General features: G+C 69.1%; 22 protein-coding genes and 1 tRNA gene. 12 read left to right on the forward strand and 11 right to left on the reverse strand.

Going from position 1 to position 25,703, the window contains the following annotated elements; genetic code table 11:
* The first annotated feature begins 32 nt into the window (after positions 1 to 32).
* Positions 33 to 515: a hypothetical protein gene (locus AVTE2539_RS04325; RefSeq protein ID WP_284408483.1), complete on the forward strand. Its 483-nt coding sequence runs from the start codon at positions 33 to 35 to the stop codon at positions 513 to 515.
* Between the two features lie 55 nt (positions 516 to 570).
* On the opposite strand, the gene AVTE2539_RS04330 is transcribed toward AVTE2539_RS04325, so the two are convergent.
* The 3 genes from AVTE2539_RS04330 to AVTE2539_RS04340 all read right to left on the reverse strand — a co-directional run bounded on the left by AVTE2539_RS04330 (position 571) and on the right by AVTE2539_RS04340 (position 4,394).
* On the reverse strand, positions 571 to 1,530 hold the full coding sequence (locus AVTE2539_RS04330; protein WP_272564454.1) for a chemotaxis protein: 960 nt from the start codon (positions 1,528 to 1,530) through the stop codon (positions 571 to 573).
* Positions 1,531 to 1,797: 267 nt separating this feature from the next.
* Positions 1,798 to 3,060, reverse strand: a complete 1,263-nt coding sequence (locus AVTE2539_RS04335) for a CaiB/BaiF CoA transferase family protein (RefSeq protein ID WP_284408484.1) — start codon at positions 3,058 to 3,060, stop codon at positions 1,798 to 1,800.
* A 137-nt stretch (positions 3,061 to 3,197) separates the two neighbouring features.
* Positions 3,198 to 4,394: an acyl-CoA dehydrogenase gene (locus tag AVTE2539_RS04340; protein ID WP_284394888.1), complete on the reverse strand. Its 1,197-nt coding sequence runs from the start codon at positions 4,392 to 4,394 to the stop codon at positions 3,198 to 3,200.
* Positions 4,395 to 4,579: 185 nt separating this feature from the next.
* Between AVTE2539_RS04340 and AVTE2539_RS04345 the strand changes: the two genes are divergently transcribed.
* The 5 genes from AVTE2539_RS04345 to AVTE2539_RS04365 all read left to right on the forward strand — a co-directional run bounded on the left by AVTE2539_RS04345 (position 4,580) and on the right by AVTE2539_RS04365 (position 7,318).
* Positions 4,580 to 5,476: a LysR substrate-binding domain-containing protein gene (locus AVTE2539_RS04345; protein WP_284408485.1), complete on the forward strand. Its 897-nt coding sequence runs from the start codon at positions 4,580 to 4,582 to the stop codon at positions 5,474 to 5,476.
* Between the two features lie 138 nt (positions 5,477 to 5,614).
* A complete protein-coding gene (locus AVTE2539_RS04350; protein ID WP_284408486.1) occupies positions 5,615 to 5,833 on the forward strand; it encodes a hypothetical protein in 219 nt (72 codons plus the stop codon).
* A gap of 237 nt (positions 5,834 to 6,070) precedes the next feature.
* On the forward strand, positions 6,071 to 6,256 hold the full coding sequence (locus AVTE2539_RS04355; protein ID WP_284408487.1) for a hypothetical protein: 186 nt from the start codon (positions 6,071 to 6,073) through the stop codon (positions 6,254 to 6,256).
* 424 nt (positions 6,257 to 6,680) lie between these two features.
* Complete coding sequence (locus AVTE2539_RS04360; protein WP_272564447.1) at positions 6,681 to 6,893, forward strand: hypothetical protein; 213 nt, start codon at positions 6,681 to 6,683, stop codon at positions 6,891 to 6,893.
* A 245-nt stretch (positions 6,894 to 7,138) separates the two neighbouring features.
* Positions 7,139 to 7,318, forward strand: a complete 180-nt coding sequence (locus tag AVTE2539_RS04365) for a CsbD family protein (RefSeq protein WP_272548548.1) — start codon at positions 7,139 to 7,141, stop codon at positions 7,316 to 7,318.
* A gap of 220 nt (positions 7,319 to 7,538) precedes the next feature.
* Here the strand turns inward: AVTE2539_RS04365 and AVTE2539_RS04370 are convergent.
* Positions 7,539 to 7,623: transfer RNA gene (locus tag AVTE2539_RS04370), tRNA-Leu, on the reverse strand.
* Between the two features lie 43 nt (positions 7,624 to 7,666).
* Here AVTE2539_RS04370 and cysM point away from each other — a divergent pair.
* The 3 genes from cysM to AVTE2539_RS04385 all read left to right on the forward strand — a co-directional run bounded on the left by cysM (position 7,667) and on the right by AVTE2539_RS04385 (position 9,484).
* Positions 7,667 to 8,572, forward strand: a complete 906-nt coding sequence (gene cysM / locus AVTE2539_RS04375) for a cysteine synthase CysM (RefSeq protein WP_284405903.1) — start codon at positions 7,667 to 7,669, stop codon at positions 8,570 to 8,572.
* A 108-nt stretch (positions 8,573 to 8,680) separates the two neighbouring features.
* Positions 8,681 to 9,226, forward strand: coding sequence for an NUDIX hydrolase (locus AVTE2539_RS04380; protein WP_284394869.1), 546 nt, complete (start codon positions 8,681 to 8,683; stop codon positions 9,224 to 9,226).
* A 30-nt stretch (positions 9,227 to 9,256) separates the two neighbouring features.
* Positions 9,257 to 9,484: a sulfurtransferase TusA family protein gene (locus tag AVTE2539_RS04385; protein ID WP_272548545.1), complete on the forward strand. Its 228-nt coding sequence runs from the start codon at positions 9,257 to 9,259 to the stop codon at positions 9,482 to 9,484.
* A 129-nt stretch (positions 9,485 to 9,613) separates the two neighbouring features.
* Here the strand turns inward: AVTE2539_RS04385 and galU are convergent, their stop codons facing one another.
* Positions 9,614 to 10,504 (reverse strand): UTP--glucose-1-phosphate uridylyltransferase GalU, encoded by an 891-nt coding sequence (galU, locus tag AVTE2539_RS04390; RefSeq protein ID WP_272564407.1) that lies wholly within the window; start codon positions 10,502 to 10,504, stop codon positions 9,614 to 9,616.
* A gap of 68 nt (positions 10,505 to 10,572) precedes the next feature.
* On the reverse strand, positions 10,573 to 13,467 hold the full coding sequence (locus AVTE2539_RS04395) for a valine--tRNA ligase (protein WP_284408488.1): 2,895 nt from the start codon (positions 13,465 to 13,467) through the stop codon (positions 10,573 to 10,575).
* A gap of 295 nt (positions 13,468 to 13,762) precedes the next feature.
* Between AVTE2539_RS04395 and AVTE2539_RS04400 the strand changes: the two genes are divergently transcribed.
* A complete protein-coding gene (locus tag AVTE2539_RS04400; RefSeq protein ID WP_284408489.1) occupies positions 13,763 to 15,580 on the forward strand; it encodes a M48 family metallopeptidase in 1,818 nt (605 codons plus the stop codon).
* A gap of 90 nt (positions 15,581 to 15,670) precedes the next feature.
* On the opposite strand, the gene AVTE2539_RS04405 is transcribed toward AVTE2539_RS04400, so the two are convergent.
* Positions 15,671 to 16,297: a VOC family protein gene (locus AVTE2539_RS04405; protein ID WP_284408490.1), complete on the reverse strand. Its 627-nt coding sequence runs from the start codon at positions 16,295 to 16,297 to the stop codon at positions 15,671 to 15,673.
* A gap of 221 nt (positions 16,298 to 16,518) precedes the next feature.
* On the opposite strand from AVTE2539_RS04405, the gene AVTE2539_RS04410 reads away from it, so the two are divergent.
* Positions 16,519 to 18,237, forward strand: a complete 1,719-nt coding sequence (locus AVTE2539_RS04410) for an ATP-binding cassette domain-containing protein (protein ID WP_284408491.1) — start codon at positions 16,519 to 16,521, stop codon at positions 18,235 to 18,237.
* Between the two features lie 95 nt (positions 18,238 to 18,332).
* On the opposite strand, the gene AVTE2539_RS04415 is transcribed toward AVTE2539_RS04410, so the two are convergent.
* From AVTE2539_RS04415 to hemC, 4 genes are read right to left on the reverse strand one after another with little or no spacing between them, the layout of a single operon-like run.
* A complete protein-coding gene (locus AVTE2539_RS04415) occupies positions 18,333 to 19,610 on the reverse strand; it encodes a heme biosynthesis protein HemY (protein ID WP_284408492.1) in 1,278 nt (425 codons plus the stop codon).
* A gap of 22 nt (positions 19,611 to 19,632) precedes the next feature.
* Entirely contained in the window at positions 19,633 to 20,739 is a 1,107-nt protein-coding gene (locus AVTE2539_RS04420; protein ID WP_284408493.1) for a uroporphyrinogen-III C-methyltransferase, read from the reverse strand.
* Positions 20,736 to 21,581, reverse strand: a complete 846-nt coding sequence (locus tag AVTE2539_RS04425) for a uroporphyrinogen-III synthase (protein ID WP_284408494.1) — start codon at positions 21,579 to 21,581, stop codon at positions 20,736 to 20,738. The genes AVTE2539_RS04420 and AVTE2539_RS04425 overlap by 4 nt, the downstream gene beginning before the upstream one ends.
* Positions 21,582 to 21,612: 31 nt before the next feature.
* The gene (gene hemC / locus AVTE2539_RS04430) at positions 21,613 to 22,551 is read right to left on the reverse strand and encodes a hydroxymethylbilane synthase (RefSeq protein ID WP_284409418.1); all 939 of its coding nucleotides are present in this window, start codon (positions 22,549 to 22,551) and stop codon (positions 21,613 to 21,615) included.
* A 154-nt stretch (positions 22,552 to 22,705) separates the two neighbouring features.
* Between hemC and ppc the strand changes: the two genes are divergently transcribed.
* Positions 22,706 to 25,573, forward strand: a complete 2,868-nt coding sequence (gene ppc, locus AVTE2539_RS04435) for a phosphoenolpyruvate carboxylase (RefSeq protein WP_284408495.1) — start codon at positions 22,706 to 22,708, stop codon at positions 25,571 to 25,573.
* Positions 25,574 to 25,703 lie beyond the last annotated feature (130 nt).

Genomic DNA, 25,703 nt, shown 5'->3' on the forward strand with positions numbered 1-25,703 from the left:
CTCGGTGCGGCCGAAGGCCCCAACTGGCCGACATGACCGAAGACTCAGAATCCACCCCCGTGCAGGAACCCCGCCTGTGGAGCGACGAGCGCTGGACCGCGCGCGTCGTCAAGAACGAAGACGACGACGGCTGGGCCGTCGAGATGACGCTGCGGGGAGAGTCCGAGCCCGCGCTGGTCGGCCCCTGGACCATGGGGCGCGACAAGAAGAATCCCAAGCCGCTGGATGTCTCGGCCTTCCACACGCTGGTCAAGACCGCGTCGGAGGTGCTGCGCCGCCATGAGCAGCAACTGCATGCCCAGTTGAACAAGAGCGTCACGGTCACCGTGCGGGACCAGCGCGTGCGCGTGTTGCTGGCCATCGAGCCGGACGATGAACATCCCACCGCGACGCTGAGTGCGCATTCGGCGCTGGACGACGAACTGCTGGCCCGCGTGGGCGTGTCGCCCGGCTTCGTGCTGACCAGCGCCAGCGCGGCGGCCTGGGTGGAGAACGGCTACCCGCGGCCGCGCTGAGCGGCGGCGAGGCCGCCGTGGCCCCTGCGGCGCTGGGTTGGCTGGATTGATTGACTTACTTGGGCAGCACGCGGCGCATGGTCTCGGCCAGGTCCTCCGCGACGAACTTCGCCACGTAGCCGTCGGCCCCCACGCTGCGCACATGGTCCTCGTTGGCCGAGCCCGACAGCGAGGAGTGGATGACCACCGGAATCTTGTTCAGGCGCGCGTCCTGCTTGATGTTGCGGGTGAGCGTGAAGCCGTCCATCTCGGGCATTTCCAGATCGGTCAGCACCAGCGCGACGCGGTCGGCGGCGGTCTTGCCATCGGCCTCGGCGGCGCGGGCGATGGCGTTCAGCCGGTCCCACGCTTCCTTGCCCGACTTGGTCATTTCGTAAGGCGCGTGCAGGGCCTGCAGTTCCTTCTCGATGAGCGAGCGGGCCACGAACGAGTCGTCGGCGGCCAGGATCATGGTGCCGGGCTTGAGTTTGAGGCGGGGGCCGACCTTCTCGGGATCGACCTTGTGCTCGTCGGACGGCGAGACCATCTGCAAGATGGCTTCCACGTCCAGCACCTGCGCCAGGCGGGAGCCGTCGGTGTTGCCGTCCAGCCGGGCGATGCTGGTCACCAGCTGGCCGCCGGTGCCGCTGGCTTCGGCGGAGAGCACCTGCTTCCAGTCCAGGCGCACGATGTCTTCCACCGATTCCACGGCGAAGGCTTGCGTGGTGCGCGCATATTCGGTCACCAGCATGATGTTCAGACCGGTCTGCGGCTTGCAGCCGACGATGGAGGGCAGGTCGAGCACCGGAATGATCTGGCCGCGCAGATTGACCACACCCAGCGAGTGCGGCGTGGCGCCGGCAATGGGCGTGATGCTGGGCATCGCCACGATCTCGCGGATCTTGAAGACGTTGATGCCGAACAGCTCGGACTTGCCCAGGTTTTCGTCGATGCCCAACCGAAAGAGCAGCAACTCGAATTTGTTGGTTCCGGTGAGGTTGGTCCGCTCGTCAATTTCCTGCTGCACTGCCTTCATCGCTGCCTCCTTCGCATTGGATACGCGTGTTTACAAATTTTAGAGCGTGATGGTGTAGGCCCGGTCCTAATATTTTCCCGTGTTGCGCCCGCGCTCCGATTCAGGCGGGGCGACGCAATCTTCTTGCCAGCCGGCGAGGCAATGGGTAGCAGATGGTTTTCGAGGGCCATCTTTCAGGGTAATCCCGAGCGCCCGGCCCATGTAAAAAAGCCTTGCGCGAAGGCAAGGCTTTTTCCGGATGGTGCCGATGCCGTCGGCTGGGGTGGGCTAAACCACGTTCGCCGCGCGCAGTTGCGCAATGCGTTCGGCGTCCAGCCCCAGGCCCGCCAGTACCTCGTCGGTGTGCTGCCCCAGGGCCGGGGGCGCCCGGTGCAGCACCGGCGGCGTGGCGGACAGCCGCAGCGGGCTCGCCACCCCGGCGATGCGGCCGATGCCGTCGCCGGGCTCGCCCTGTGGCCACCGGGCCTGCTCCACGCGCAGGCCCCGGGCCTGCACCTGCGGGTCGTCGAACGCCTCGGCCAGCGTGTTGACCGGGCCGCAGGGGACGGCCTTGTCCTGCAGCAAGGTGATCCAGTCGGCCGTGGTGCGGGTGCGGGTGACCTCCTGCAGGGCGGGGACCAGCTCTGTCCGGTGCTTGACCCGCAGCGGGTTGGTGGCGAACCGGGCGTCCTGCGCCCATTCCGGCCGGCCGGCCGCCGCGCAGAACCGCGCGAACTGCCCGTCGTTGCCGATGGCCAGCAGCATGGCGCCGTCGGCGGTGGGAAAGTCCTGGTAGGGCACGAGGCTGGGGTGCGTATTGCCCTGGCGGGTCGGCGCCTGTCCGGTGGCCAGGAAGCCCGAGGCCTGGTTGGCGAGCACGGCCATGCCCACGTCCAGCAGCGCCATGTCGATGTGCTGGCCTTCGCCGGTGCGCTCGCGCACGTGCAGCGCGGCCAGGATGGCGTTGCTCGCGTACAGCCCGGTGAACAGGTCGATCACGGCCACTCCTACGCGCAGCGGGCCGGCGCCGGGCTCACCGTCGGCCCGGCCGGTGATGCTCATCAGGCCCGTCATGGCCTGGATCATGAGGTCGTAGCCGGCGCGCTCGGCGTAGGGCCCGTCCTGGCCGAAGCCGGTCACCGAGCAGTAGATGAGCCGTGGGTTGGCCGCGCGCAGGCTGGCGTGGTCCAGTCCGTACTGGCGCAGACCGCCGACCTTGAAGTTCTCCACCACCACGTCGGCCTGCTGGGCCATCTGGCGGATCAGCGCCTGCCCATCGGGCGTGGCCATGTCGATGGTGACCGAGCGCTTGTTGCGGTTGCAGGCCGTGAAGTAGGCGGCCTGCGCCGTGTCGTTGCCCGCGTCGTCCTTCAGGAACGGCGGGCCCCAGTGGCGCGTGTCGTCGCCCACGCCGGGGCGCTCCACCTTGACCACGTCCGCCCCCAGATCGGCCAGCACCTGGGTGCACCAGGGGCCGGCGAGCACGCGGGACAGATCGAGCACGCGGATGCCGGCTAGGGCGCCCGCCGGGGCTTGGGGGGTCGTGGTCATGCAGAAATCGCTTTGCTATGAAAAATGTAGCAATACGCCCTAGTACTGATTGTGCTGGAGGCCTGAAAGGCCATGAACCGCCCGGCAGCGCCCGCCCTGGCGGTCCAGGCCGGGGGCGCGTGGGTCGGTCCGCCGGTTCAGTTCGCGAAGGCAGCGATGCCGGTCTGGGCCCGGCCCAGGATCAGCGCGTGCACATCGTGCGTGCCTTCGTAGGTGTTGACAACCTCCAGGTTCACCAGGTGGCGCGCCACGCCGAATTCGTCGCTGATGCCGTTGCCGCCCATCATGTCGCGCGCCATGCGGGCGATGTCCAGCGCCTTGCCGCAGCTGTTGCGCTTGATGATGGATGTGGCCTCGACCGAGGCGGTGCCGTCGTCCTTCATGCGGCCCAAGCGCAGGCAGGCCTGCAGGCCGATGGCGATCTCGGTCTGCATGTCGGCCAGCTTCTTCTGGATGAGCTGGTTGGCCGCCAGGGGCCGGCCGAACTGCTTGCGGTCCAGCGTGTACTGGCGCGCGGTGTGCCAGCAGAATTCCGCCGCGCCCAGGGCGCCCCAGGCGATGCCGTAGCGGGCGCTGTTCAGGCAGGTGAAGGGGCCTTTGAGGCCCTGCACTTCAGGGAAGGCGTTTTCCTCGGGCACGAACACCTCGTCCATCACGATCTCGCCGGTAATGCTGGCGCGCAGGCCCACCTTGCCGTGGATGGCCGGGGCGCTCAGGCCCTTCATGCCCTTTTCGAGCACAAACCCGCGGATGGGGCCGACCGCGCCGCCTTCGGAGACTTCCTTGGCCCAGACCACGAAAACGTCGGCGATCGGGCTGTTGGTGATCCACATCTTGGCGCCCGACAGCGAATAGCCGCCCGGCACCTTCTTGGCGCGCGATGCCATGCTGCCGGGGTCGGAGCCGTGGTCGGGTTCGGTCAGGCCGAAGCAGCCGATCCACTCGCCGCTGGCCAGCTTGGGCAGGTATTTCTGTTTTTGCGCCTCGGTGCCGAACTCGTGGATCGGCACCATCACGAGGGAGCTTTGCACGCTGGCCATCGAGCGGTAGCCCGAGTCCACGCGCTCGACCTCGCGGGCGATGAGGCCATAGGCTACGTAGTTCAGGCCGGGGCCGCCGTATTGCTCGGGAATGGTGGGGCCCAGCAGGCCTACTTCGCCCATCTCGCGGAAGATGGCGATGTCGGTCTTTTCATGACGGAACTGTTCCAGCACGCGCGGGGCGAGCTTGTCCTGGCAGAAGGCGGCGGCGGCGTCGCGAACCATGCGCTCGTCGTCGGTCAGTTGCTGGTCGAGCAGGAACGGGTCGCTCCATTGGAAGGCGGCGTGGGCCATGGGGGGGTGTCTCCGGGGAAGGTTGGTTCGGATCGGTGCCGGTGTGCGAAAAGCGCATGGGCGGCCGGGTTGATGCGATGGTAGGCGCATGGATCGTGCGGTGCAAGCGAGGATGCTGCATCCAGACATGCAATCAATTCATATCTGGATGGCCAGTGGGGTGGGCGTTTCGGCACAATCGCGCCATGCGCCGAACCTTGCCCTCCACCCAGTCGCTCGCCTGCTTTGAGGCCGCTGCCCGCCATGAAAGCTACACCCGAGCGGCCCAGGAACTGGCGCTCACCCAGGGCGCCGTGTCGCGGCAGATCATGGCGCTGGAGGATTTCCTGGGCGTGGCGCTGTTTCGCCGCACGCGGCACGGCGTGGCACTCACCCCGGCGGGCACCCATTACGCGCGGCAGGTGGGCCGCTGGCTGCAGGGGCTGGAGCGCGACACGCTGGACGTGATGGCGCACCAGGGGCAGGGCGGCTCGATCGCGCTCGCCGCCGTGCCGACCTTCGCCACGCGCTGGCTGATCCCGCGCCTGCCCCTTCTGTCCAAGGCACACCCGGACATCGTCGTGCACATCGAGACGCGCACGCGGCCCTTCCTGTTCGCCGACACCGGGTTCGACGCCGCGCTGTACGCCGGCACGCCCGAGCAGGTCAGCAACTGGCCGGGCACGCAGGCCCTGCGGCTCTTGCAGGAAGACGTGGTGCCCGTGTGCAGCCCGCGCCTGTTGCCCGGTGGGCGGCCGCTCGAACCCCAGGCGCTGGCGAGCCTGCCGCTGCTGCAGCAGACCACGCGCCCCTATGGATGGCGGCAATGGTTCGAGGCGATGGACGTGCAGGCGCCGCGCGCGCTCGACGGGCCGCGCTACGAGCTGTTCTCCATGCTGGCCGTGGCCGCTTCGCACGGGCTGGGCGTGGCGCTCATGCCCCCGCTGCTTATCGAGGCCGAGCGGGCCCGGGGCGAACTGGTGCTGGCCTGCGAGCGGCCCCTGCGCGGCGAACGCGCCTACTACCTCATCACCCCGGCGCAGCCCCAGCCCCCCGTGCTGGCCGCCTTCGCCCACTGGTTGCAGGACATGGCCGCGAGTTGAGCCCCCGGGCGCCTTCCGTGCCGCCGGCCGATTGCGCGCGGGTGGCGGCGCGGCTACGCTTTGGTCAGCTGCAACTCAAGCGCAAGGCCGTGGGCCAACGAACTGCAGCGTCTGTGCAACCAACAAGGAGAAAGCTTCATGGGAACCGTTTATCACGCACCGCATTTCGACCCCACGGTGGATGAGCTCGAAGCGCTCAAGCAACTGGAGCTGGGCCGTGCCATCAGCGTGCCCGAGGCGCTCACGCACCACCTGTCGGGACGGCTCTACGAACGCGGCTACGTGGCCAAGAATCCGGCCGGCGATCTGGCCATCACCGATACCGGCCGCCAACTGATCCGCCGACAGGAAAGCTGAAGGCCCGTCGTTCCCCCTGCCTGACCCGGCCCCCACGCCGGTGTCCACGCCCGGCGCAGCCCCTCCAGCCATGGAGGGGCCGCCGGGTTTTTTGATGGCCAGGCCGAGGCAAGGCACGCCTTTCAACCGCCTTCGTCCTACAGACGACCCGCAGGAGGCGGTTTTAAGGTATCGCCTGTGCTGCTTCATGGCGTGTTGAACCCCAAGCGGCACGACAAACCCATCCGAGGAGCAGCCATGCCAAGAGGTGACAAGTCGGCGTACACAGACAAGCAAAAACGCCAAGCCGAACACATCGAAGACAGTTATGAACACCGCGGTCTCAGCAAGCCGGAGGCCGAGCGCCGGGCCTGGGCCACGGTGAACAAGGATTCCGGTGGTGGCAGGAAGTCCGGCGGCGGACGCACCAAAGCCACCCGCTGAAGCGAGGAGATCCTTCTCGCTCTCTTTTGTGCCCCCAGCGTCGTGGATGCCAGTCATAGCTTGCTTCCGATGGTCTGTTCCTATTGAAGGATTGAACATATGAAAGAAACTCTGACTGTCCTCGCCGGATTCATGCTGTTTTCCAGCCTTGGAATCGCCTACCTGGCCGCTTCGGTCATGAGCGGTCTCTGAGCTGTAGGAAACAGAGCATCTCGGTCCGCATCCCGACGCCGGCACCCGGCACCTTGTACCGCCTTCCATCCCGCCCGCCACCAACCTTCACATCCTCCATGGCTTCCCATCCTCCCGCTCCTGGCAAGGCCGATCTGCCCGTCGAGCCCGATGTGCCCGCGCCCCCGCCTGAACAGGCGGATGAACCACCGCATGTGCAGTGCGCGAGCGGCAGCGCCGCAGGGAGCCTCCGATGAATCGCGGCGGCACCGAGCGGGAGGTGTCGGACGCGGAAAAGCGCGTGGGTGCCGTGCTCGAGAAGCTGGAAGAACAGACGGACTCCGAGGTGGAGAAGATCGCCCTCGAAGACGTGGTCGACACCAATGCGGAAACCGGACGCCCCGAAGTGCGCAAGGCCGTGGACATCCGGGTCAAACCCAAGGTGCAGCGCAAGTGGACCAAATGAGCCATTCAGCCGCTTGAGCCCGGTACTGCATCGAACAATCAGTGCCGCGATCCAGTTTTAATTGAAAACTGCTTTCGAAATCTGCCGACCCGCACGCTACCCTCGCTGCGGGTTTTTTTCTTGTGTAGGCAGTTGCTGACGCCAACGGATGGCTTCGGCCCGCGCGGGCCCTGCGGATCGGGTCTTAGCCTTCAGGTCATGCAAAGCCATTTTGTTTTGCACTTACCTCACCGAAAGGAATCACCATGAATACCGATCAAGTCAAGGGCGCATTGAAGGACGTGGCAGGCAAGGTTCAACAAAAGACCGGCGAGCTGATCAACAGCCCCGAGCAGCAAGCCAAGGGCATTGCCAAGCAGGTCGAGGGCACTACCCAGAAGAACTACGGCGATGCCAAAGAGAACATCAAGGACGCCGTGAAGTAATGCCTGCGGAGGCGATGCCTCTGCGGATGAGAAAGCCCCAATGCGGCAACGCATCGGGGCTTTTTGTTTTGAGTCGGGGATAGAAGCACCGTGCATGGCTTTGCGCTGTCGAGAGCATCGGACTGCTGAAAGCAAAAAGCCCGCGAAAGCGGGCCATTCATTCAGAGTGTGCAGGATGCAGCGGGGAACAAGCTGCTATGCATTCATGGCAAGAAAGCCATGGTGCCCGGGGCCGGAATCGAACCGGCACGCCTTGCGGCGGGGGATTTTGAGTCCCCTGCGTCTACCAATTCCACCACCCGGGCGACGCGAAGATCGAAGCCGCGAATTATGGCACAGTAGCGCGCTATGAAGACCTATCCCACCATCGAAGACGCGATTGGACACACCCCCTTGGTCGCGCTGCAGCGCATCGGCGCGCAGGAGAACGCAGAGCGCGGCACCGTGGTGCTGGGCAAGCTGGAGGGCAACAATCCGGCCGGGTCGGTCAAGGACCGGCCTGCGCTGTCGATGATCCGCCGGGCGCAGGAGCGCGGAGACATCCAGCCGGGCGACACGCTGATCGAGGCCACCTCGGGCAACACCGGCATCGCGCTGGCCATGGCCGCTGCCATCAAGGGCTACCGCATGGTGCTGGTGATGCCGGAAGACCTGTCGGTGGAGCGCGCGCAGACCATGAAGGCCTTCGGCGCCGAGCTGATCCTCACCCCCAAGAGCGGCGGCATGGAATACGCCCGCGATCTGGCCGAGACCATGGTCAAGCAGGGCAAGGGCGTGGTGCTGGACCAGTTCGCCAACCCCGACAACCCGCGCATCCATTACGAGACCACGGGCCCCGAGCTGTGGGAGCAGACCGAAGGGCGCATCACCCACTTTGTGAGCGCCATGGGCACCACGGGCACCATCACGGGCGTGTCGCGTTTCCTGAAGGAAAAGAACCCCGCCATCCAGATCATCGGCGCACAGCCCAAGGAAGGCTCGCGCATCCCCGGCATCCGCAAATGGCCGCAGGAATACCTGCCCAAGATCTACGACCCGAGCGCGGTGAACGAAACGATCAACGTGGGCCAGGACGACGCCGAGGACATGTGCCGGCGCATGGCGCGGGAAGAGGGCATCTTTGCCGGCATCTCGGCGGCGGGCGCCTGCTGGGCCGCGCAGGAGATCGCGCGGCGCGAATCCAATGCGACCATCGTCTTCGTGGTCTGCGACCGGGGCGACCGCTACCTGTCCACGGGCGTGTTCCCGGCGTGAGCCGGCCGCTGGGATGCCTTGGATGGGGCGCCGCACCGGCTTTCAGGCTCAAAAAGGCCGCATGCCGGGGTATCCATTGCCTTGTCTGCTATTGAAAATGTAGCGCCTATGTACGAAACCCGTTTCTGCACCCACTGCGCCACGCCCCTGGCGCGCGTCACGGTGGCCGAGGATGGCGGCGATGTGGAGCGCCTGCGCTGCCCGGCCTGCGGCTGGACGCACTGGAACAACCCCACGCCCGTGCTGGCGGCGGTGGTGGTGCGCGACGGGCAGGTGCTGCTGGCGCGCAATGCGGCCTGGGCGGGCAAGCAGTACGCGCTGATCACGGGCTTCATGGAGGCGGGCGAGACGCCCCAGGAGGGCATCACGCGCGAGATCAAGGAAGAGACGAACCTCGATGTGAGCGCGCTGGCGCTCATCGGCGTGTACGACTTCCAGCGCATGAACCAGGTCATCATCGCCTACCACGCGGTGGCGCACGGCGAGGTGCGGCTGTCGCCCGAACTGGTGGACTACCGCCTGCTGGCGCCGGAGGCCGTGAAGTGCTGGCCGGCCGGCACCGGCTACGCGCTGGCGGATTGGCTGCGAACCCAAGGCATCGAACCCGAATTCGTGGATCTGTTCCACAGCGGCGCAGCCCCTTCCGCTGCTTAGAATGGGGCTCATTCGCCCAGGAAGCATGTGATGGACATCCACAAGGAAATCGACACCCGCGGTCTCAATTGCCCGCTGCCCATTCTCAAGGCCAAGAAGGCCCTGGCCGACATGGTGAGCGGCCAGTTGCTCAAGGTGGTCTCCACCGACAACGGTTCGCTGCGCGACTTCCAGGCATTCGCCAAGCAGACGGGCAACGAGCTGGTCGAGCAGCAGACCGTAGGCGACGAATTCATCCACCTGCTGCGCCGGCGCTGAGCGCCAGCAGGGCGGCCTTTCCGTCTCAGGAGCTGATCCGGCCCGGCACCGCGCCGACGCAGCGGTGACCGGGCCAATTTGCGTTCGCAGTGCCCTCAGTGCAGGGCGGCACCGGGCCCCGCGCCTGTTTCAGATATCCACGGTCTTGAGGTATTCGCGGAAGGCGGCACCCACCTGAGGGTGTTGCAGCGCCAGTTCCACCGTCGCTTCCAGAAAGCCTTCCTTGCTGCCGCAGTCGTAGCGCTTGCCTTCGTAGCGGAAGGCGTATACGGCCTCGCGCGCCATGAGGCGGGCGATGGCATCGGTCAGCTGGATCTCGCCGCCCACGCCCTGGGGCTGGTTGCGGATCTCGTCGAACACGCCGGGCGTGAGGATGTAGCGGCCGGCCACGCCCATGCGCGAGGGGGCGTCTTCCGGTGCGGGCTTTTCCACGATGCGGTCGATGCGGATCAGCGGGCCGCCGGCGGGCTCGCCGGCCACGATGCCGTAGCGGCGCACCTGGTCGGCGGGCACTTCCTGCACGGCCAGCAGCGAGCGGCCCTGCTTGCGGAACGCGGTGGCCATCTGCGCCAGCACGGGCTGGCCGCCGGGCAGGCCGACCATCAGGTCATCGGCCAAAAGCACGGCGAAGGGCTCGCGGCCGACCAGCGGCTCGGCGCACAGCACAGCGTGGCCCAGGCCCAGCGAGCGGGGCTGGCGCACGAAGGCGCAGTCCATGTCGCTGGGGGCGACCGAGCGCACCAGCTGCAGCAGGTCGTTCTTGCCGGCGGCTTCGAGTTCGTTTTCCAGCTCGTAGGCGGTGTCGTAATGGTCTTCGATGGCGCGCTTGCTGCGGCCGGTCACGAAGATCATGTGGCGGATGCCAGCGGAATAGGCTTCCTCGACCGCGTACTGGATCAGGGGCTTGTCCACCACGGGGAGCATTTCCTTGGGGGATGCCTTGGTGGCGGGCAGGAAGCGGGTGCCCAGGCCTGCCACGGGGAACACGGCTTTGCGGATCGCGGAAGTGTTGTCGGTCATCGATGGTCCTTCTTGGGGTCGGTCAGTCGGTGTCGTAAAGGGTGAACGTGGGGGCGAAGCCCGCGCTATCAAGCCAGCCGGGCCAGCTGGTCGCGCAGGCGGGCCAGCGTGGCGCCGAAATCGGCCACGCGCTTTTTCTCCTGGTCGATCACGGCGGGCGGTGCCTTGGCCACGAAGGCCTCGTTGGACAGCTTGGCCTGCGCCTTGGTGATCTCGCCGTCGATGCGGGCGATCTCCTTGGACAGGCGGGCCTTTTCGGCCGCCACGTCGATCTCCATGTGCAGGCACAGGCGGACATCGCCCACCACGGCCACGGGCGCGGCCTGCGCGGCAGCGGCCCAGGCGGCATCGTCCTCGAACACCTGCACCTCGCTGAGCTTGGCCAGGGCCTGCAGCGCAGGCGCGGCCGAGCGCATGAAGGCCGCATCGCCTACGGCGTAGAGCGGCAGGCGCGTGGCGGGCGAGACGTTCATCTCGCCGCGCAGCGTGCGGCAGGCGTCCACGAAGGCCTTCAGGCGCGCCACGTGGGCGATGGCGGCTTCGTCGACCTTCTCCAGCTGCGCCTGCGGGTAGGCGGCGATGCTGACCGATTCACCCGCGCGGCCGGCCACGGGCGCGACCTTCTGCCACAGGGCTTCGGTGATGAACGGGATCAGCGGGTGCGCCAGGCGCAGGATGGTTTCCAGCGTGCGGATGAGCGTGCGGCGCGTGGCGCGCTGCTCGGCCGGCGTGCCGGTCTGGATCTGCACCTTGGCGATTTCCAGGTACCAGTCGCAGAACTCGTTCCAGACGAAGTCGTAGATCGTGTTGGCCACGTTGTCCAGGCGGAACTCGGCAAAGCCCTTGGCCACCTCGGCCTCGACCTGCTGCAGCAGCGAGACGATCCAGCGGTCGGGCTGGCTGAAGGCCAGATAGCCGCCGCCTTCGCAGTCGGCCGGGGTGTGTTCCTGCAGGCCGCAGTCCTGGCCTTCGCAGTTCATCAGCACGAATCGGCTGGCGTTCCAGAGCTTGTTGCAGAAGTTGCGGTAGCCCTCGCAGCGCTTGCTGTCGAAGTTGATGCTGCGGCCGAGGCTGGCGAGCGCCGCGAAGGTGAAGCGCAGCGCATCGGCGCCGTAGGCGGGAATGCCCTCGGGGAACTCCTTTTGCGTGTTCTTGCGCACCTGGGGCGCGGTCTCGGGGCGGCGCAGGCCGGTGGAGCGCTTTTCCAGCAGGGGGTCGAGCGCGATGCCGTCGATCAGGTCCACCGGGTCGAGCACGTTGCCCTCGGACTTGCTCATCTTCTTGCCCTGCGCATCGCGCACCAGGCCGTGGATGTACACGTGCTTGAACGGCACGCGGCCGGTGAAGTGCGTGGTCATCATGATCATCCGGGCGACCCAGAAGAAGATGATGTCGTAGCCCGTCACCAGCACGGAGGAGGGCAGGTAGAGGTCGTAGTCCTTGGTGGCGTTCTGATCGTCAAGGGCTTCGGGCCAGCCGAGCGAGGAGAAGGGCACGAGCGCGGCGGAATACCACGTGTCCAGCACGTCCTCGTCGCGCGTGAGCACCTTGCCCGCACCGGCCTGGGCCTGCGCCTCGGCCTCGTCGCGCGCCACGTACACGTTGCCCGCTTCGTCGTACCACGCCGGGATCTGGTGGCCCCACCACAGCTGGCGGCTGATGCACCAGTCCTGGATGTTGTTCATCCACTGGTTGTAGGTGTTGACCCAGTTCTCGGGCACGAACTGCACCTCGCCCGAGGCCACGGCGTCGATGGCTTTTTGCGCGATGCTCTTGCCGGTCGGGTCTTGTTCGCTCACTTTGCCCATGGCCACGAACCATTGGTCCGTCAGCATGGGTTCGACCACCTGGCCCGTGCGGGTGCAGATGGGCACCATCAGCTTGTGCTTCTTGGTCTCGACCAGGGCGCCCGCGGCCTCCAGGTCGGCCACGATGGCCTTGCGGGCCACGAAGCGGTCCAGGCCCTGGTACTTGGCCGGCGCGTTCTCGTTGATGGTGGCCTGCAGGGTCAGCACGATGATCATCGGCAGGTTGTGGCGCTGGCCGACCTGGTAGTCGTTGGGGTCGTGCGCGGGCGTGACCTTGACCACGCCGGTGCCGAATTCCTTGTCCACGTAGGCATCGGCAATGATGGGGATCTCGCGGCCCACCAGCGGCAGCGTCACCGTCTTGCCGATGAGCGCGGTGTAGCGCTCGTCCTCGGGGTGCACCATCAGCGCCACGTCGCCCAGCATGGTCTCGGGGCGGGTGGTGGCCACCGTGAGGCTGCCGCTGCCGTCGGTCAGCGGGTAGGCGATGTGCCAGAGCGAGCCGTCCTTCTCTTCGTTCTCCACTTCGAGGTCGGACACGGCGGACTGCAGTTTCGGGTCCCAGTTCACCAGGCGCTTGCCGCGGTAGATCAGGCCCTGCTGGTACAGGCGCACGAAGGTGTCGGTGACCACCTTGGAGAGCTTGTCGTCCATGGTGAAGTATTCGCGGCTCCAGTCCACGCTGTCGCCCATGCGGCGCATCTGCGTGGTGATGGTGTTGCCGCTGTGTTCCTTCCACTCCCAGACCTTGGCGACGAAGTTCTTGCGCGCCTCGGGCGGCGTGGCGCCCATGTCGTGGCGGCTGATGCCCTGCTCCTGCAACTGGCGCTCTACCACGATCTGCGTGGCGATGCCCGCGTGGTCGGTGCCTGGAATCCACGCCGTGTTGAAGCCCTTCATGCGGTGGTAGCGCGTGAGGCTGTCCATGATGGTCTGGTTGAACGCATGGCCCATGTGCAGCGTGCCCGTCACGTTGGGTGGCGGCAGCTGGATGGAGAAGGCGGGCTCGCCCACCTGGGCCTGGCGCGAGCCACGGTAGCCCGCATCGCCATAGCCCCGGCGTTCCCACTCGGGGCCCCAATGGGCCTCGATGGCAGCGGGCTCGAAGGATTTGGACAGGCTTTCAAGGCCGGGTTGGTTCAGGGGCGAGCTCATGGGGTCTGGTGGGTGCAAGAAGAGGCCAACGGGCAGGCGGCTGCCTGGGCTTCGGGTCAGGAAGGGGACCGGGCATTTTAAGGCAGCAGCACCGGCGCTCCGCGGGCGCTGGGCCCGGCGGGCGGGCCGGATCTGCTATCGCTTTGTTACCTTTTGCCGAAGGCTGCAAGGGGATGTGAGCAAGATGGCTGCCGATAATCGTCGGCCTCGGAGCCATCCGGCGCACCCGCCAGGGAGTGGCCGGCTCCGTGCCGTGCCGCCAAGGTCCCATTCCCATTCCAACAAATCCGCACCCATGGCCCTTCATCCCTCGCTGCGCGCCGGTCTCGGCAAAGCCTTTTTCTGGTCGGTGCTGTCGCTGTTCGCGGTGCCGCTGGTCACCCTGTTCTTCGCGAACCATGTGCAGCGCGACCTGGACGCCAGGTTCCTCGCTGCCATCGAATCACGCATCGACGCCGCCACAGACCTGTCTCCGGCGGACCGGCAGGAACAGAAGGACTACTACCGGGCCCATCCACCCTCCACCATCTGCACCGACCGCACGCCCGATGCGCAGGAATACCGCGAGGCCATGTGCCCGCCGTACTCCAACAACTGGCAGTTCTTCGTGGCGCGCACCGTGGCGCTTTGGACGCTGGTGGCCGGCGCGCTGGTGCTGGTGGCCGCGCTGGCGCTCGGGGCGCTGGCCTTCGTCAACCGCCGGCTGCAGCACGCGAGCTTCGTGGCCGGCTGGCGCCTGATGACCGCCGCGAGCGCGCTGGAGGTGGTGGTGCAGGGCGCGATGGTGGCCTGGCTGTCGTTCTGGGTGACCGCGTATTTCTGGCACCGCTATTCGCCCAAGCTCATCATGGCGGTGGCGATCGGCGTGGCGGTGGCCGTGGTGCTGGCGGTGGTGGGCATCTTCAAGCGGGTGAACCGCCACAGCGAGGTCGAGGGCGAGCTGGTGCAGGAGGCCGACGCGCCGCTGCTGTGGCAGCGCATCCGCCACATGGCCGCGCGGCTCCAGACCGCGCCGCCGCAGCACATCGTGGCCGGCATCGACGCCAATTTCTTCGTGACCGAAGCGCCCATCCACGTGGCGGGGCAGGCGCTGACCGGGCGCACGCTGTTCGTCAGCATTCCGCTGCTGCGCCTGCTCGACCAGTCCGAGGCCGATGCGGTGTTCGCCCACGAGCTGGCCCACCTGGGCGGCGGCGACACCGAAAGCAGCGCGCGCCTGGGGCCGAAACTGGTGCAGTACGACCAGTACCACCATGCCATGCGCACCTCCGGCCTGACGGCGGTGGTGTCCCCGCTGCTGGGCCTGTACCGCCTGATCTTCGAGTGGGCCCTGGCACGCGACAGCCGGGCGCGCGAGTTCCAGGCCGACCGCATCGCCGCGCAGTTGGTGTCGCCCCAGGCCATCGGGCAGTCGCTGGTCAAGATCGCGGCCTATGCCAGGTACCGCCACAAGATCGAGAGCGACCTGTTCGACAAGGAAGAGCAGCTGGCGGGCGATCTGGGCATTGCGCACTTCATCTCGAGCGGGCTGCCGCCCTATGCGCAGTCGGCGGAGTTCCGCACCGCGATGCAGACGGCCAACGTGCCCCATCCGTTCGACACCCACCCGCTCATGCCCGAACGCATCCGCAACGTGGGCTGGGTGCTGCCCGAATCAGACTACGGCGCCATCGTGGTGCGGCCGCCCGAGCGCACCTGGGCGCAGGACATCCTCACGGCAGACGCCATCGAGCAGCGCCTGTGGAGCGATTACGAGCAGGCCTTCGCGCAGGGTCACGAACGCAGCCTCGCCTACCGCTACGAGCCAGCCACCGCCGAGGAACTGGCGGTGGTGCTCAAGTACTTTCCGGCGCGCCAGTTCGCCCTGAAGGGCGGCCACACGGTGCAGGTGAGCCATGAAGGCATCACGACTTCGGCCGATGGCGCCACGGTGCCCTGGGACGCGGTGAAGGCCATGGCCTTCAAGGACAGCATCCTGGGCGATTCGCTCACCATCACGCACCCGGAAAAAAGCCTGCTGCGCGCCAAGAGCACGAAGCTCAAGCTGCCGGGCCTCAAGAAGGACAAGCAGCGCTTCAAGGCGACGCTGGAGCACTACTGGGAGCGCCACTAGGTCATGCGCGGGCGCGAAACGCTGGACGATTGAGCGGCCGGCCCCGGCCCCAGGCTGATGCCCAGGCCGAGGCGCCGCGATGCGGGCCGGTCAGCCCTTGGCGTATTCCGGCCGGTCGTTCTGCGCAGGCTTGAGCGGCGCGGCGCTCTTGCCCTCGGCACGCTCCTTGCGCCACTGCTCCTTGCGCGCGGTCCAGTCCTTCAGGCGCTGGTGCGCCACGGTGCTGTCCTTCTCCATCTGCTGCGCATCGGCCAGTTGCGCCGACAGCTCCAGACGGATGCCGTTGGGATCGAAGAAGTAGATGCTCTTGAAGATGTGGTGATCGGTCACGCCGAGCACCTCGACGCCATGCGCCTCCAGGCGGGCCTTGGTGTTCTCCAGCTCCTGCACCGTGTCCACGCGGAACGCGATGTGGTTGACCCACAGCGGGGTGTTGGGCGAGGGCTCGGCCTTCACGTCGTCGCCCAGGTCGAAGAAGGCGATGAACGAGCCGTCCTTCAGCCGGAAGAAGAAGTGGGTGTACGGGCAGTACTCGCCCGTGCTGGGCACGTAGTCGCTCTGGATGATGTGGTAGAGCGGCAGGCCCAGGATGTCTTCGTAGAACTGCCGCGTTTCCTCGGCGTCGCGCGCCTTGTAGGCGTAGTGGTGCAGCTGCTGCACGGCGGCGGGCGGGGGCAGGGTGGACAGGTCGGGTTTCGGTCTTGGCACGGCGTTCATGGCAGTCTCCGTCGGATGGATCTGAAAATTGTACTATCCGTAATGCATTTCACCTAAGTGAATTTGCATTGCCGTTCCTGCGGCCGTATAGTCCGGCCCTTCGATCGCTCCGATCGCCGCCACCGAGGTTCTTCACCCATGCGCCTGTAAGCCCCCTCCGTTCGTTCCGCTTGCCCCACCGATCCGGGGAGGCGGCCGATTCGATGGCTTGGAGCTCGACCATGGCGACATTCAACGCGGACGCCCGTCCGCCCCGCGGTGCAGCGCGCACCGCACCCGTTTCCCTTTCCTCTTCTTCCACGTCTTCTCCCCTGGCGGCTTGCGCGCCGGGGCGGGAGGGCGCGCTGCTGCGCCTGGCCCGGGTGCAATGGCGGCGACCCGACGGCGAGGCGCTCTGGGCCGAGCCGCCCACACTCCACCTCGCCCCCGGCATCACCGGCCTGGTGGGCGACAACGGCGTGGGCAAGAGCGTGCTGCTCGCCCTGGCGGCCGGCACGCTGGCGCCGGCCTCGGGCACGGTGGAGCAGCCGGGCCGCCTGCATGCGGTGGACCAGCACCGCGCGGGCGCCACCGTGGCGGCGCTGGCGGGCATCGACACCGTGCTGGGGGCGCTGGCCCGGCTGGAGGCCGGGCAGGGCGATGAAGCCGACCTGCTGCTCGCGGACGGGCAGTGGGACTGCGCGGCCCGCTGGCGGCGCGCGCTCGACGGCGTGGGGCTGGACCACCTGTCCCCGGATCGCGAAGCGGCCTGCCTGAGCGGTGGCGAGCGGGCCCGCGTGGCGCTGGCGGGCGCTTTTCTTTCGGGTGCCGACGTGCTGCTGCTGGACGAGCCCACCAACCACCTCGATGCGCCCGCCCGGCGCTGGCTGCTGTCGGCCCTGGCGGACTGGCGGGGCGCGGTGCTGGTGGCCACGCACGACCGCGCGCTGCTGGAGGCGGTGGACCGCATCGCCGAGCTCACCCCGCAAGGCCTGCGCCACTACGGCGGTGCGTGGGATGTCTATGCGGCGCAGCGCGATGCCGAGGCCCAGGCGGCCCAGGCCGCGCTGCACCATGCGCGCGCCGAACGCGATGCCGCACAACGCGATTTGCGGCGGCAGCACGACGCGCAGATGCGGCGCGCCGCCCGGGGCCGCGCGGCAGGGCAAGACGCGAACCAGTCGCCGCTGCTGCTGGGCCTTCAAAAAAACCGTGCAGAGGCCTTCGCGGGCCGGGAGCATGTGCGCCGCGAAGAGGCGGGCGAGCGGCTGGATGCCGCCGTGCGCGAGGCCGCCGGCCGGGTGGCGCCCGCTGCGGCCCTGGCAATGCCGTTGCCGGACAGCGCCATCCCGCTGGCCAAGCCGGTGCTGCAGTTGGAGCGCGCCGTGCCACCCCTGCCGTGGTCGCCACGGCGCAGTAGCCCGCCCATCGCCATCACCGGCCCGAACGGCTGCGGCAAGACCACGCTGCTGCGCATGGTGGCGGGGCAGCTGCCGCCCGCCTCGGGACGGGTGCAGTGCATGGTGCGCACGGCCTGGCTCGACCAGCACAGCGCGGCGCTGCTGCCACCGGGGCTGAGCGTGCTGGAGCGGCTGGCGCAAACCGGCTCGCCTTTGCCGCCCGCCGCCTTGCGCACCCGGCTCGCGCAGCTGGGGCTGGACGCCGCCTGCGTGCAGCGGCCGGCGGGCACCTTGAGCGGCGGGGAGCGCATCAAGGCCGCGCTGGCCTGCGCGCTGTGGAGCGGCGATCCGGCGCAGATGCTGCTGCTGGACGAGCCCACGAACCACCTCGATGCGCGGGCCGTGGCGGCGCTGCAGTCCGCGCTGGCGTCGTTCACCGGCGCGCTGCTGGTGGTGTCGCACGACCGGCATTTTCTGCAGGCGATTGCACCGCAGGTGGTGTGGGCGTGGGAGGAGGGCGGCTGGAATCTGGATGCGGCGCCGGCGGTCGCGCTGGCGTAACGCGGCCCACGGCCAAGAGCGGAGCGCGGCCTTCAGCGGCCGCAGAGAGGGCGGTGGTCGCAGGCCCCGGCACGGCGCCTGGGCCCGGCCTTGCGTCAGGACGCCAGGACGGCGTTCTTCCAGGCCGTGGCCGCCGCCGTGGCGTCGCCGCGCTGCTCGGCCAGTTCGGCCAGGTGGCGCCACGCGCTGCAGCGCAGGCTGGCATCGCCCAATTGCCCCGTGGACTGGGTGAACAGTTGCTGCGCCTTGCCCCACAGCTGGCGCCGCAGGCAGGCCATGGCGGCCAGGTACTGCAGGCGCGCATCGCGGGGGTTGGCCTGCTGGGCCGATTCGATGCGGGCGAGCCAGGCGGCGTCGAGCGCGTCCAGGTTGTTTTCCAGGGCGCGCACCAGCTTGAGCGCCTGGTGGTCGGGAATGGCGTGCGGCAGTTCCACCATGCGTTCCCACACGGGCAGCAGCCACTGGCGCACCTGGCCGGCGTCGCCGCCCAGGGTGCTCAGGCGCTGCGCCGCATGGATGGCCAGTTCGGGCATGGCGCGTTCAGCGGGCTCCAGCGACATCCAGACCTGTTGCAGCTGGGCCGGGTCATGCGCGCCGTTCAGCAGCTCCATGGCCAGGCCGCGCACGATGCTCTGCGCCGCGGCGGGCGAAAACGCCCGGTGCTTGCCCAGCAGCCGCGCGGTCTCCAGGGCTTCCTGCGTTTGATGGGCCAGGCGCGTGGCCTTCAGCCGCGCGCGCAGCGCCAGCGTGCGCCGGGCCGCGCCCTGGGGCAGGGCGGCCAGGCGTTCGAGCGCGGCGTTGGCATCGCGCTCGTCCAGCGACCAGCGGGCCGCGCGCAGGTGCGCGCCTTCGCGCAGCTCCAGCTCGGTGACCGGCGCGCGGTCGGGAATGTTGTTGAGCGCGTTCTGCAAATGCGCCTCGCGCGTGGCGCGGTCCTGCAGGGCGTGCGAGCTTTCGGCGGCCACCAGATGGGCCAGCGTGCGCAATTGGCGGCCGTGCGGCACGGCCTCGCCCGATGCCTCCAGCGCGCTCTCTTGCGCGAGGGCGGCGGTCGCGGCCTTGCGCGAGCGGATGAAGCGCCCGGCCAGCAGCTGCGACAGCGCATCAAGCAGCGCCGCGTGCATGGAGCGCTCCTTTTGCTGTGCGCGCCAGCGCCGCGCCTGGCGGGGCAGCTCCAGCAGCGCGGCCAGGGCGCGCAGCGCCGCATACAGCGTGGCGAAGCCACCGACCAGCAGCAGCAGGACGAGGTTGAGCGAGAGATCGACGCGGTAGGGCGGCCAGAACAGGGTCACCGTGCCCTGGTTGTTGCCCGCGAACAGCGCGGCCGCGACGGCCACGCCAAAAAGTGCCAGAAACCAGAGTGCGGCGCGCATGGGTGGGCGGTCCTCCGGCGGCTCAGCGGCCCGCCGCGGCCGTGGCCAGGGCAGACAGGGTTTCGTCCAGCGGCGGCAGCTCGGCCGTGCGGATGTGCGACTGGGCCTGCTGCAGCACCGTGGCGGCCATCTGCGTGCGGCGCGACGCGGGGTCGAAGTAGCGGTTGAGCGCGGCGCTGGCGGCGGCCAGGTCGGCGCGGGCCGAGTCGAGCTGGCGGGCCAGCACGCCCAGACGGGCGTTCATGAGCTTGAGCTTCAGGTTCTCGCGCAGGAAGAATGCCTGGTCGGGCGACACCAAAATGGCCTCGGGCCGGTCGATGCGGCTCACGCGCAGCAGGCCGCGGGCCTCGTCGCGCACGACCTCCCACGCGCGCTGCAGCACGGACTGCCACCAGGGGCTGGGCGCGGCGGGCGACGCGGCGGCGTCGCCCGCGGACACCTGGGCGTTCATGCGGCGCGTGGCCGCGGCCTGGGCGACGGCGTTCTGCAGGGGCAGCTCGTCCACTTGCCGCACCAGATCGTCGAGCCGCGCGAGCAGGCCGGCGGTGTCGGTCACCTGGGCGGCGCCGATGCGCTCCAGGTCGCGGCCGATGGCACGCGACAGGGGCGCGAGGCGAGGCTGGGCGGCGCGTTCGATGCGCTGGTTGGCGCTCTTGAGGGCGGCCACCAGCGGCTCCAGACTCCCGGTCAGCTGGGCCTGCTGTTGGGCCAGGCGGATGCCGGATTCGATGTCCACCACCAGGTTCTCGTCGCGCGAGCGCGACAGGCTCTGCATCAGCTCCTCGAGCTGCGCGCGCTGCAGGGCCACTTCGCTCACGCGGGTTTCGTTCACGGTGAGCCGCGCTGCGGTTTCGCGCGAGACGTCCAGCGCCTGGTGGGCGAGGGTGCGGGCTTCGATGGCCTGGGTGCCGGAGTCGGCGGTCTGTCGCGCCAGCTGCTCCTGGATGGTGTTCAGGCGCTGCCACAGCAACACGCTGCCCAGCAGGCCGGCCGCGGCCACGAACCCCAGGGCCCAGAGCGCGTAGCGGTTGCCGCTGGCGCCTTTCGCGGGCGCTGCGGGCACGGCCGCACCGGAGGGCGGGGCGGCCAGCGGTGGGGCGGCGGGGGCGGAAGCGGGCTCAAAACTCATGGGTGCGATTCTATCGAGGCGACCACGTCGTCCAGGGCGGGCCGGCACTGGCGCACGGCCCCGAAGCCCAGGGCGTCGGCGGCCTGCGCGATGCGGGGGTGGGTGACCAGCGCGCGGGCCTCGCGCCAGTCCTGGCCGGGCAGCGCGGCGGCGAGATGGGCGATGGCTTCGGAGCTGCTGAACAGCCAGAGCGAGCCGTCCGTGGCGGCTTGCGTGGCCAGGGCCTGCTGCGCGGGCGTGAGCTGCGGCGCGGCGCGCTCGTAGGCGGCGACGAACTCCACCTGCCCGCCGGCCGCGGCGATCTGCTGCGCCAGCCATTCGCGCCCGGTGCCGCCCTGGGCGGCGTCCGACGGGCCGTCGGCCTCGCCCTGCGCGCCGCGCACGATCAGGATGCGGTCGCCGGGCTGCACCTGCGGCTGCACGCGCTCCCACAGCGATTCGGAGTCGAACTGCCCGGCCGTGGCCGCGGGCTGGTCGATCCGCGCGGCGGGCATGCCGCTGTCCCGCAGCGCCTGGGCGGTGCCGGGGCCGGGGGACCATGCTCTTGTTTTTATAGCGGTATGCCCTAGTGGATCATGCGCTGGAGGCCGATTGGACTCGAAGAAATAGCGCACGGCATTGGCGCTCACGAACATCACCGCGCGGTAGTCGCCAAAGCCCTCGCGCGCCCGGCGCAGCGCGGCGACCGCATCGGGGTGGCTGCAGCCGGCGATGGCGATCAGGGGCAGGGCCGTGGCCTCGATGCCGCGCGCGTGCAGGGCCACGACCCATTGCGCGGCATCGCGCTCGGGCCGCGTGACGATGGCGCGGCGGGCGGGGGGCGTGCGGGCGGCGAGGCTCAAGGGCGGCACCAGGGGCTGGCGGGGGTGGGGCTCAGCCCGCGGGCTGCGCGCCCTGTGCGCACAGTTGCGCCGCGGCGTCGCTGCCCAGCGCGTCGGCCTGCGCCAGCGTCTGCACCGTGCCGGAGACGGTGGCGCGCACCAGCGGCAGCACGCCGTGCGGGTCGCCCCAGGCGGCGTCGAGCTGCAGCGTGCCGTCGGCCCGCCAGTGCGAGTGCGCGGCCAGCGGCATGGAGCAGCTGCCGCCCATGGCGCGGCTCACGGCGCGCTCGGCCGTCACGCCCAGCCAGCTGGGCAGGTGGGCCAGGGGCGCCAGCGCGGCGATCACGTCCTGCCGGTGGCTGCGCACCTCCAGGCCCAGCGCGCCCTGGCCGGCGGCGGGCAGCATCTCGGCGGGCTCGAACGTGGCGCGGATGCGGTCGTCCAGGCCCAGGCGCTTCAGGCCCGCGGCGGCGAGCACGATGGCGTCATACAGCCCCTCATCGAGCTTGCGCAGGCGGGTGTCCAGGTTGCCGCGCAGCGGCTCGATCTTCAGGTCGGGCCGCAGGGCCTGCAGCAGCACCTGGCGGCGCAGGCTGGAGGTGCCCACCACCGCGCCCTGGGGCAGGTCGGCCAGGCGCGCGAAGCGGTTCGAGACGAAGGCATCGCGCGGGTCCTCGCGCTCCATCACGGCGGCCAGGTGAAAGCCGTCGGGCAGCTCCATCGGCACGTCTTTCAGCGAGTGCACGGCGATGTGCGCGCGGCCTTCCTCCAGCGCCACTTCCAGCTCCTTCACGAACAGGCCCTTGCCGCCCACCTTGCTGAGCGTGCGGTCCAGGATCTGGTCGCCCTTGGTGGTCATGCCGAGCAGCGTCACGGTGTGGCCGCGTGCCTGCAGCAGGGCGCGCACGTGCTCGGCCTGCCACAGGGCCAGGCGGCTTTCGCGGGTGGCGATCACGAAGGGGAAATGGGTGGGGGTTTCGAAGGGGTTCATCGCGGTAGGAGGGCCGCCGGGCACGGGCGCAAGGCCGGGGGTGCGCGGGGCGGGTGCGCCGGGCGGCGCGGGCAGCGGGGATGCTAGCATGGGCCCGCAGCAGCCGCCGCCCTCTGTCCATGATGCGCCCGAGCGCGCAGGAGACCTTTTCCGCATGAACGCGACCCCCCGCAAGACCGACGCCGCGCCCGCACCGGCCGCCCCCCGCAGGACCGACAAGGACCTGCCGCTGATCCAGGACATCCGGCTGCTGGGCCGCATCCTGGGCGACGTGATCCGCGAGCAGGAAGGGGTCGCCGCCTACGACCTCGTGGAGCAGGTGCGCAAGCTGTCGGTGGCCTTTCGCCGCGATGCCGACCAGGAGGCCGACAAGGCGCTCAAGAAGCTGCTCAAGGGCCTGTCGGGCGACCAGACGGTCAGCGTGATCCGGGCCTTCACCTATTTCAGCCACCTGGCCAACCTGGCCGAGGACCGCCACCACATCCGCCGCCGCACCGTGCACGAGCGCGCGGGCAGCGCCCAGGAGGGCAGCATCGAGGTGGCGCTGGCGCGCATGCGCTGGGCGGGCATCGCGCCGCGCACCATCTCGCAGACGCTGGCCAGGAGCTACGTGGCGCCGGTGCTCACCGCCCACCCGACCGAGGTGCAGCGCAAGAGCATCCTGGATGCCGAGCGCGACATCGCCCAGCTGCTGGCCGAGCGCGGCGACATCCAGGTGCGCGCGCAGCTGTACAACAGCGCCAAGGACGCGCTCACCCCGCGCGAGCTGGCGGCCAACGAGGCGCGGCTGCGCGCCCGCGTGGCCCAGTTGTGGCAGACGCGCCTGCTGCGCTACACCAAGCTCACCGTGGCCGACGAGATCGAGAACGCGCTGTCGTACTACGAATCGACCTTCCTGCGCGAGATCCCCAAGATCTATGCCGATCTGGAGCGCGAACTGGGCAACCAGCCCGTGGCGAGCTTCCTGCGCATGGGCCAGTGGATCGGCGGCGACCGCGACGGCAACCCCAACGTCAGCGCGGCCACGCTCTCGCTGGCGCTGGGCCGGCAGGCCGAGGTGGCGCTGCGCCATTACCTGACCGAGGTGCACTTTCTGGGCGGCGAGCTGTCGCTGTCGGCCCGGCTGGTGCAGGTCTCGCCCGACATGCAGGCCCTGGCCGAGCGCTCGCCCGACCACAGCGAGCACCGCCAGGACGAGCCGTACCGCCGCGCGCTCACCGGCATCTACGCCCGGCTGGCCGCCACGCTGCGCAACCTGACCGGCGGCGAGGCCGCGCGCCATGCCGTCGCGCCGCAGAACCCCTATCCCGATGCCGAGGCCTTCCTGGCCGACCTGCGCGTGATCGAGGCCTCGCTGCGTTCGCACCGCGGCGCGGCGCTGGCCGCCGAGCGCCTGCACCCGCTGGTGCGTGCGGTGGAGGTGTTCGGCTTTCACCTGGCCACCGTGGACCTGCGCCAAAGCTCCGACCAGCACGAGAAGGTGATCGCCGAGCTGCTGGCCACGGCGCGCGTGGAGCCCGATTACGCGACCCTGCCCGAGGCCGACCGCCGCGCGCTGCTGCTGCGCCTGCTGGCCGATGCCCGGCCGCTGCGCGTGGTGGGCGCCACGTATTCCGAGCACACCACGGGCGAGATCGCCATCTTCGAGACGGCGCGGCAGATGCGCGAGCGCTTCGGCCCGCAGGCCATCCGCCACTACATCATCAGCCACACCGAAACCGTGAGCGACCTGCTCGAAGTGCTGCTGCTGCAAAAGGAAGTGGGGCTGATGCACGGCACGCTCGATGCCGTGCCGCCCGTGCCGGGCAGCGGTGCCCGCGCCGCCACCACCGATCTCATCGTGGTGCCGCTGTTCGAGACCATCGAAGACCTTCGCAACGCCGCGCCCATCATGCGCGAGCTGTACGCCGTGCCCGGCTTCGCCGCGATGGTGCAGGCCAGTGGCGCCGAGCAGGACATCATGCTGGGCTACAGCGACAGCAACAAGGACGGCGGCATCTTCACCAGCAGCTGGGAGCTGTACCGCGCCGAGATCGCGCTGGTGGAACTGTTCGACGAACTGGCGGCCAGCCACCGCATCCAGCTGCGCATGTTCCATGGCCGCGGCGGCACCGTGGGCCGCGGGGGCGGCCCGAGCTACCAGGCCATCCTGGCGCAGCCGCCCGGCACCGTGCGCGGTCAGATCCGCCTGACCGAGCAGGGCGAGGTCATCGCCTCCAAATACGCCAACCCCGAGATCGGCCGGCGCAACCTGGAGACCCTGGTCGCCGCCACGCTGGAGGCCACGCTGCTGCAGCCCACCAAGCCCGCCACCAAGGACTTCCTGGAAGCGGCGGCGCAGCTGTCGGTGGCCAGCATGGGCGCCTACCGCGCGCTGGTGTACGACACCCCGGGCTTCACCGATTACTTCTTCAACTCCACGCCCATCCGCGAGATCGCCGAGCTGAACATCGGCTCGCGCCCGGCCTCGCGCAAGCCCAGCCAGCGCATCGAAGACCTGCGCGCCATTCCCTGGGGCTTCAGCTGGGGCCAGTGCCGGCTCACGCTGCCGGGCTGGTACGGCTTCGGCGCCGCGGTGGAAGCCTTCGTCAAGCAGCCCGGCCAGGACCCCAAGGCGCAGATGGCCCTGCTGCAGAAGATGTACCGCCAGTGGCCGTTCTTCGGCACGCTGCTGTCCAACATGGACATGGTGCTGGCCAAGAGCGACCTGGCCCTGGCCTCGCGCTACAGCGAACTGGTGGCCGACACGCGCCTGCGCAAGAAGGTCTTCGGCGCCATCGAAGCGGAATGGCAGCGCACCGCCGATGCGCTCACCCGCATCACCGGCGACAAGCACCGCCTGACGCACAACACCGCCCTGGCCCGGTCGATCCGCCACCGCTTTCCGTACATCGACCCGCTGCACCACCTGCAGGTCGAACTGGTGCGCCGCTGGCGCGGCGGGCAGGGCGACGAGCGCGTGCAGACCGGCATCCACATCTCGATCAACGGCATCGCGGCGGGGCTGCGCAACACCGGCTGACGGCGGGGAATTGGGCGCGGCACGGGAGGGGGCCGCGTGCCGTGGTATGGAATCTGCTTGGGTTCCGGCCATCCGGCGCGGGCCCGCGCCATGGTTTTTTCTTTCTCTCTCCAGGGTTGATGCGATCTTG

The sequence above is a fragment of the Acidovorax sp. SUPP2539 genome, assembly GCF_030158975.1.
Taxonomy (GTDB): Bacteria; Pseudomonadota; Gammaproteobacteria; order Burkholderiales; family Burkholderiaceae_C; genus Paracidovorax.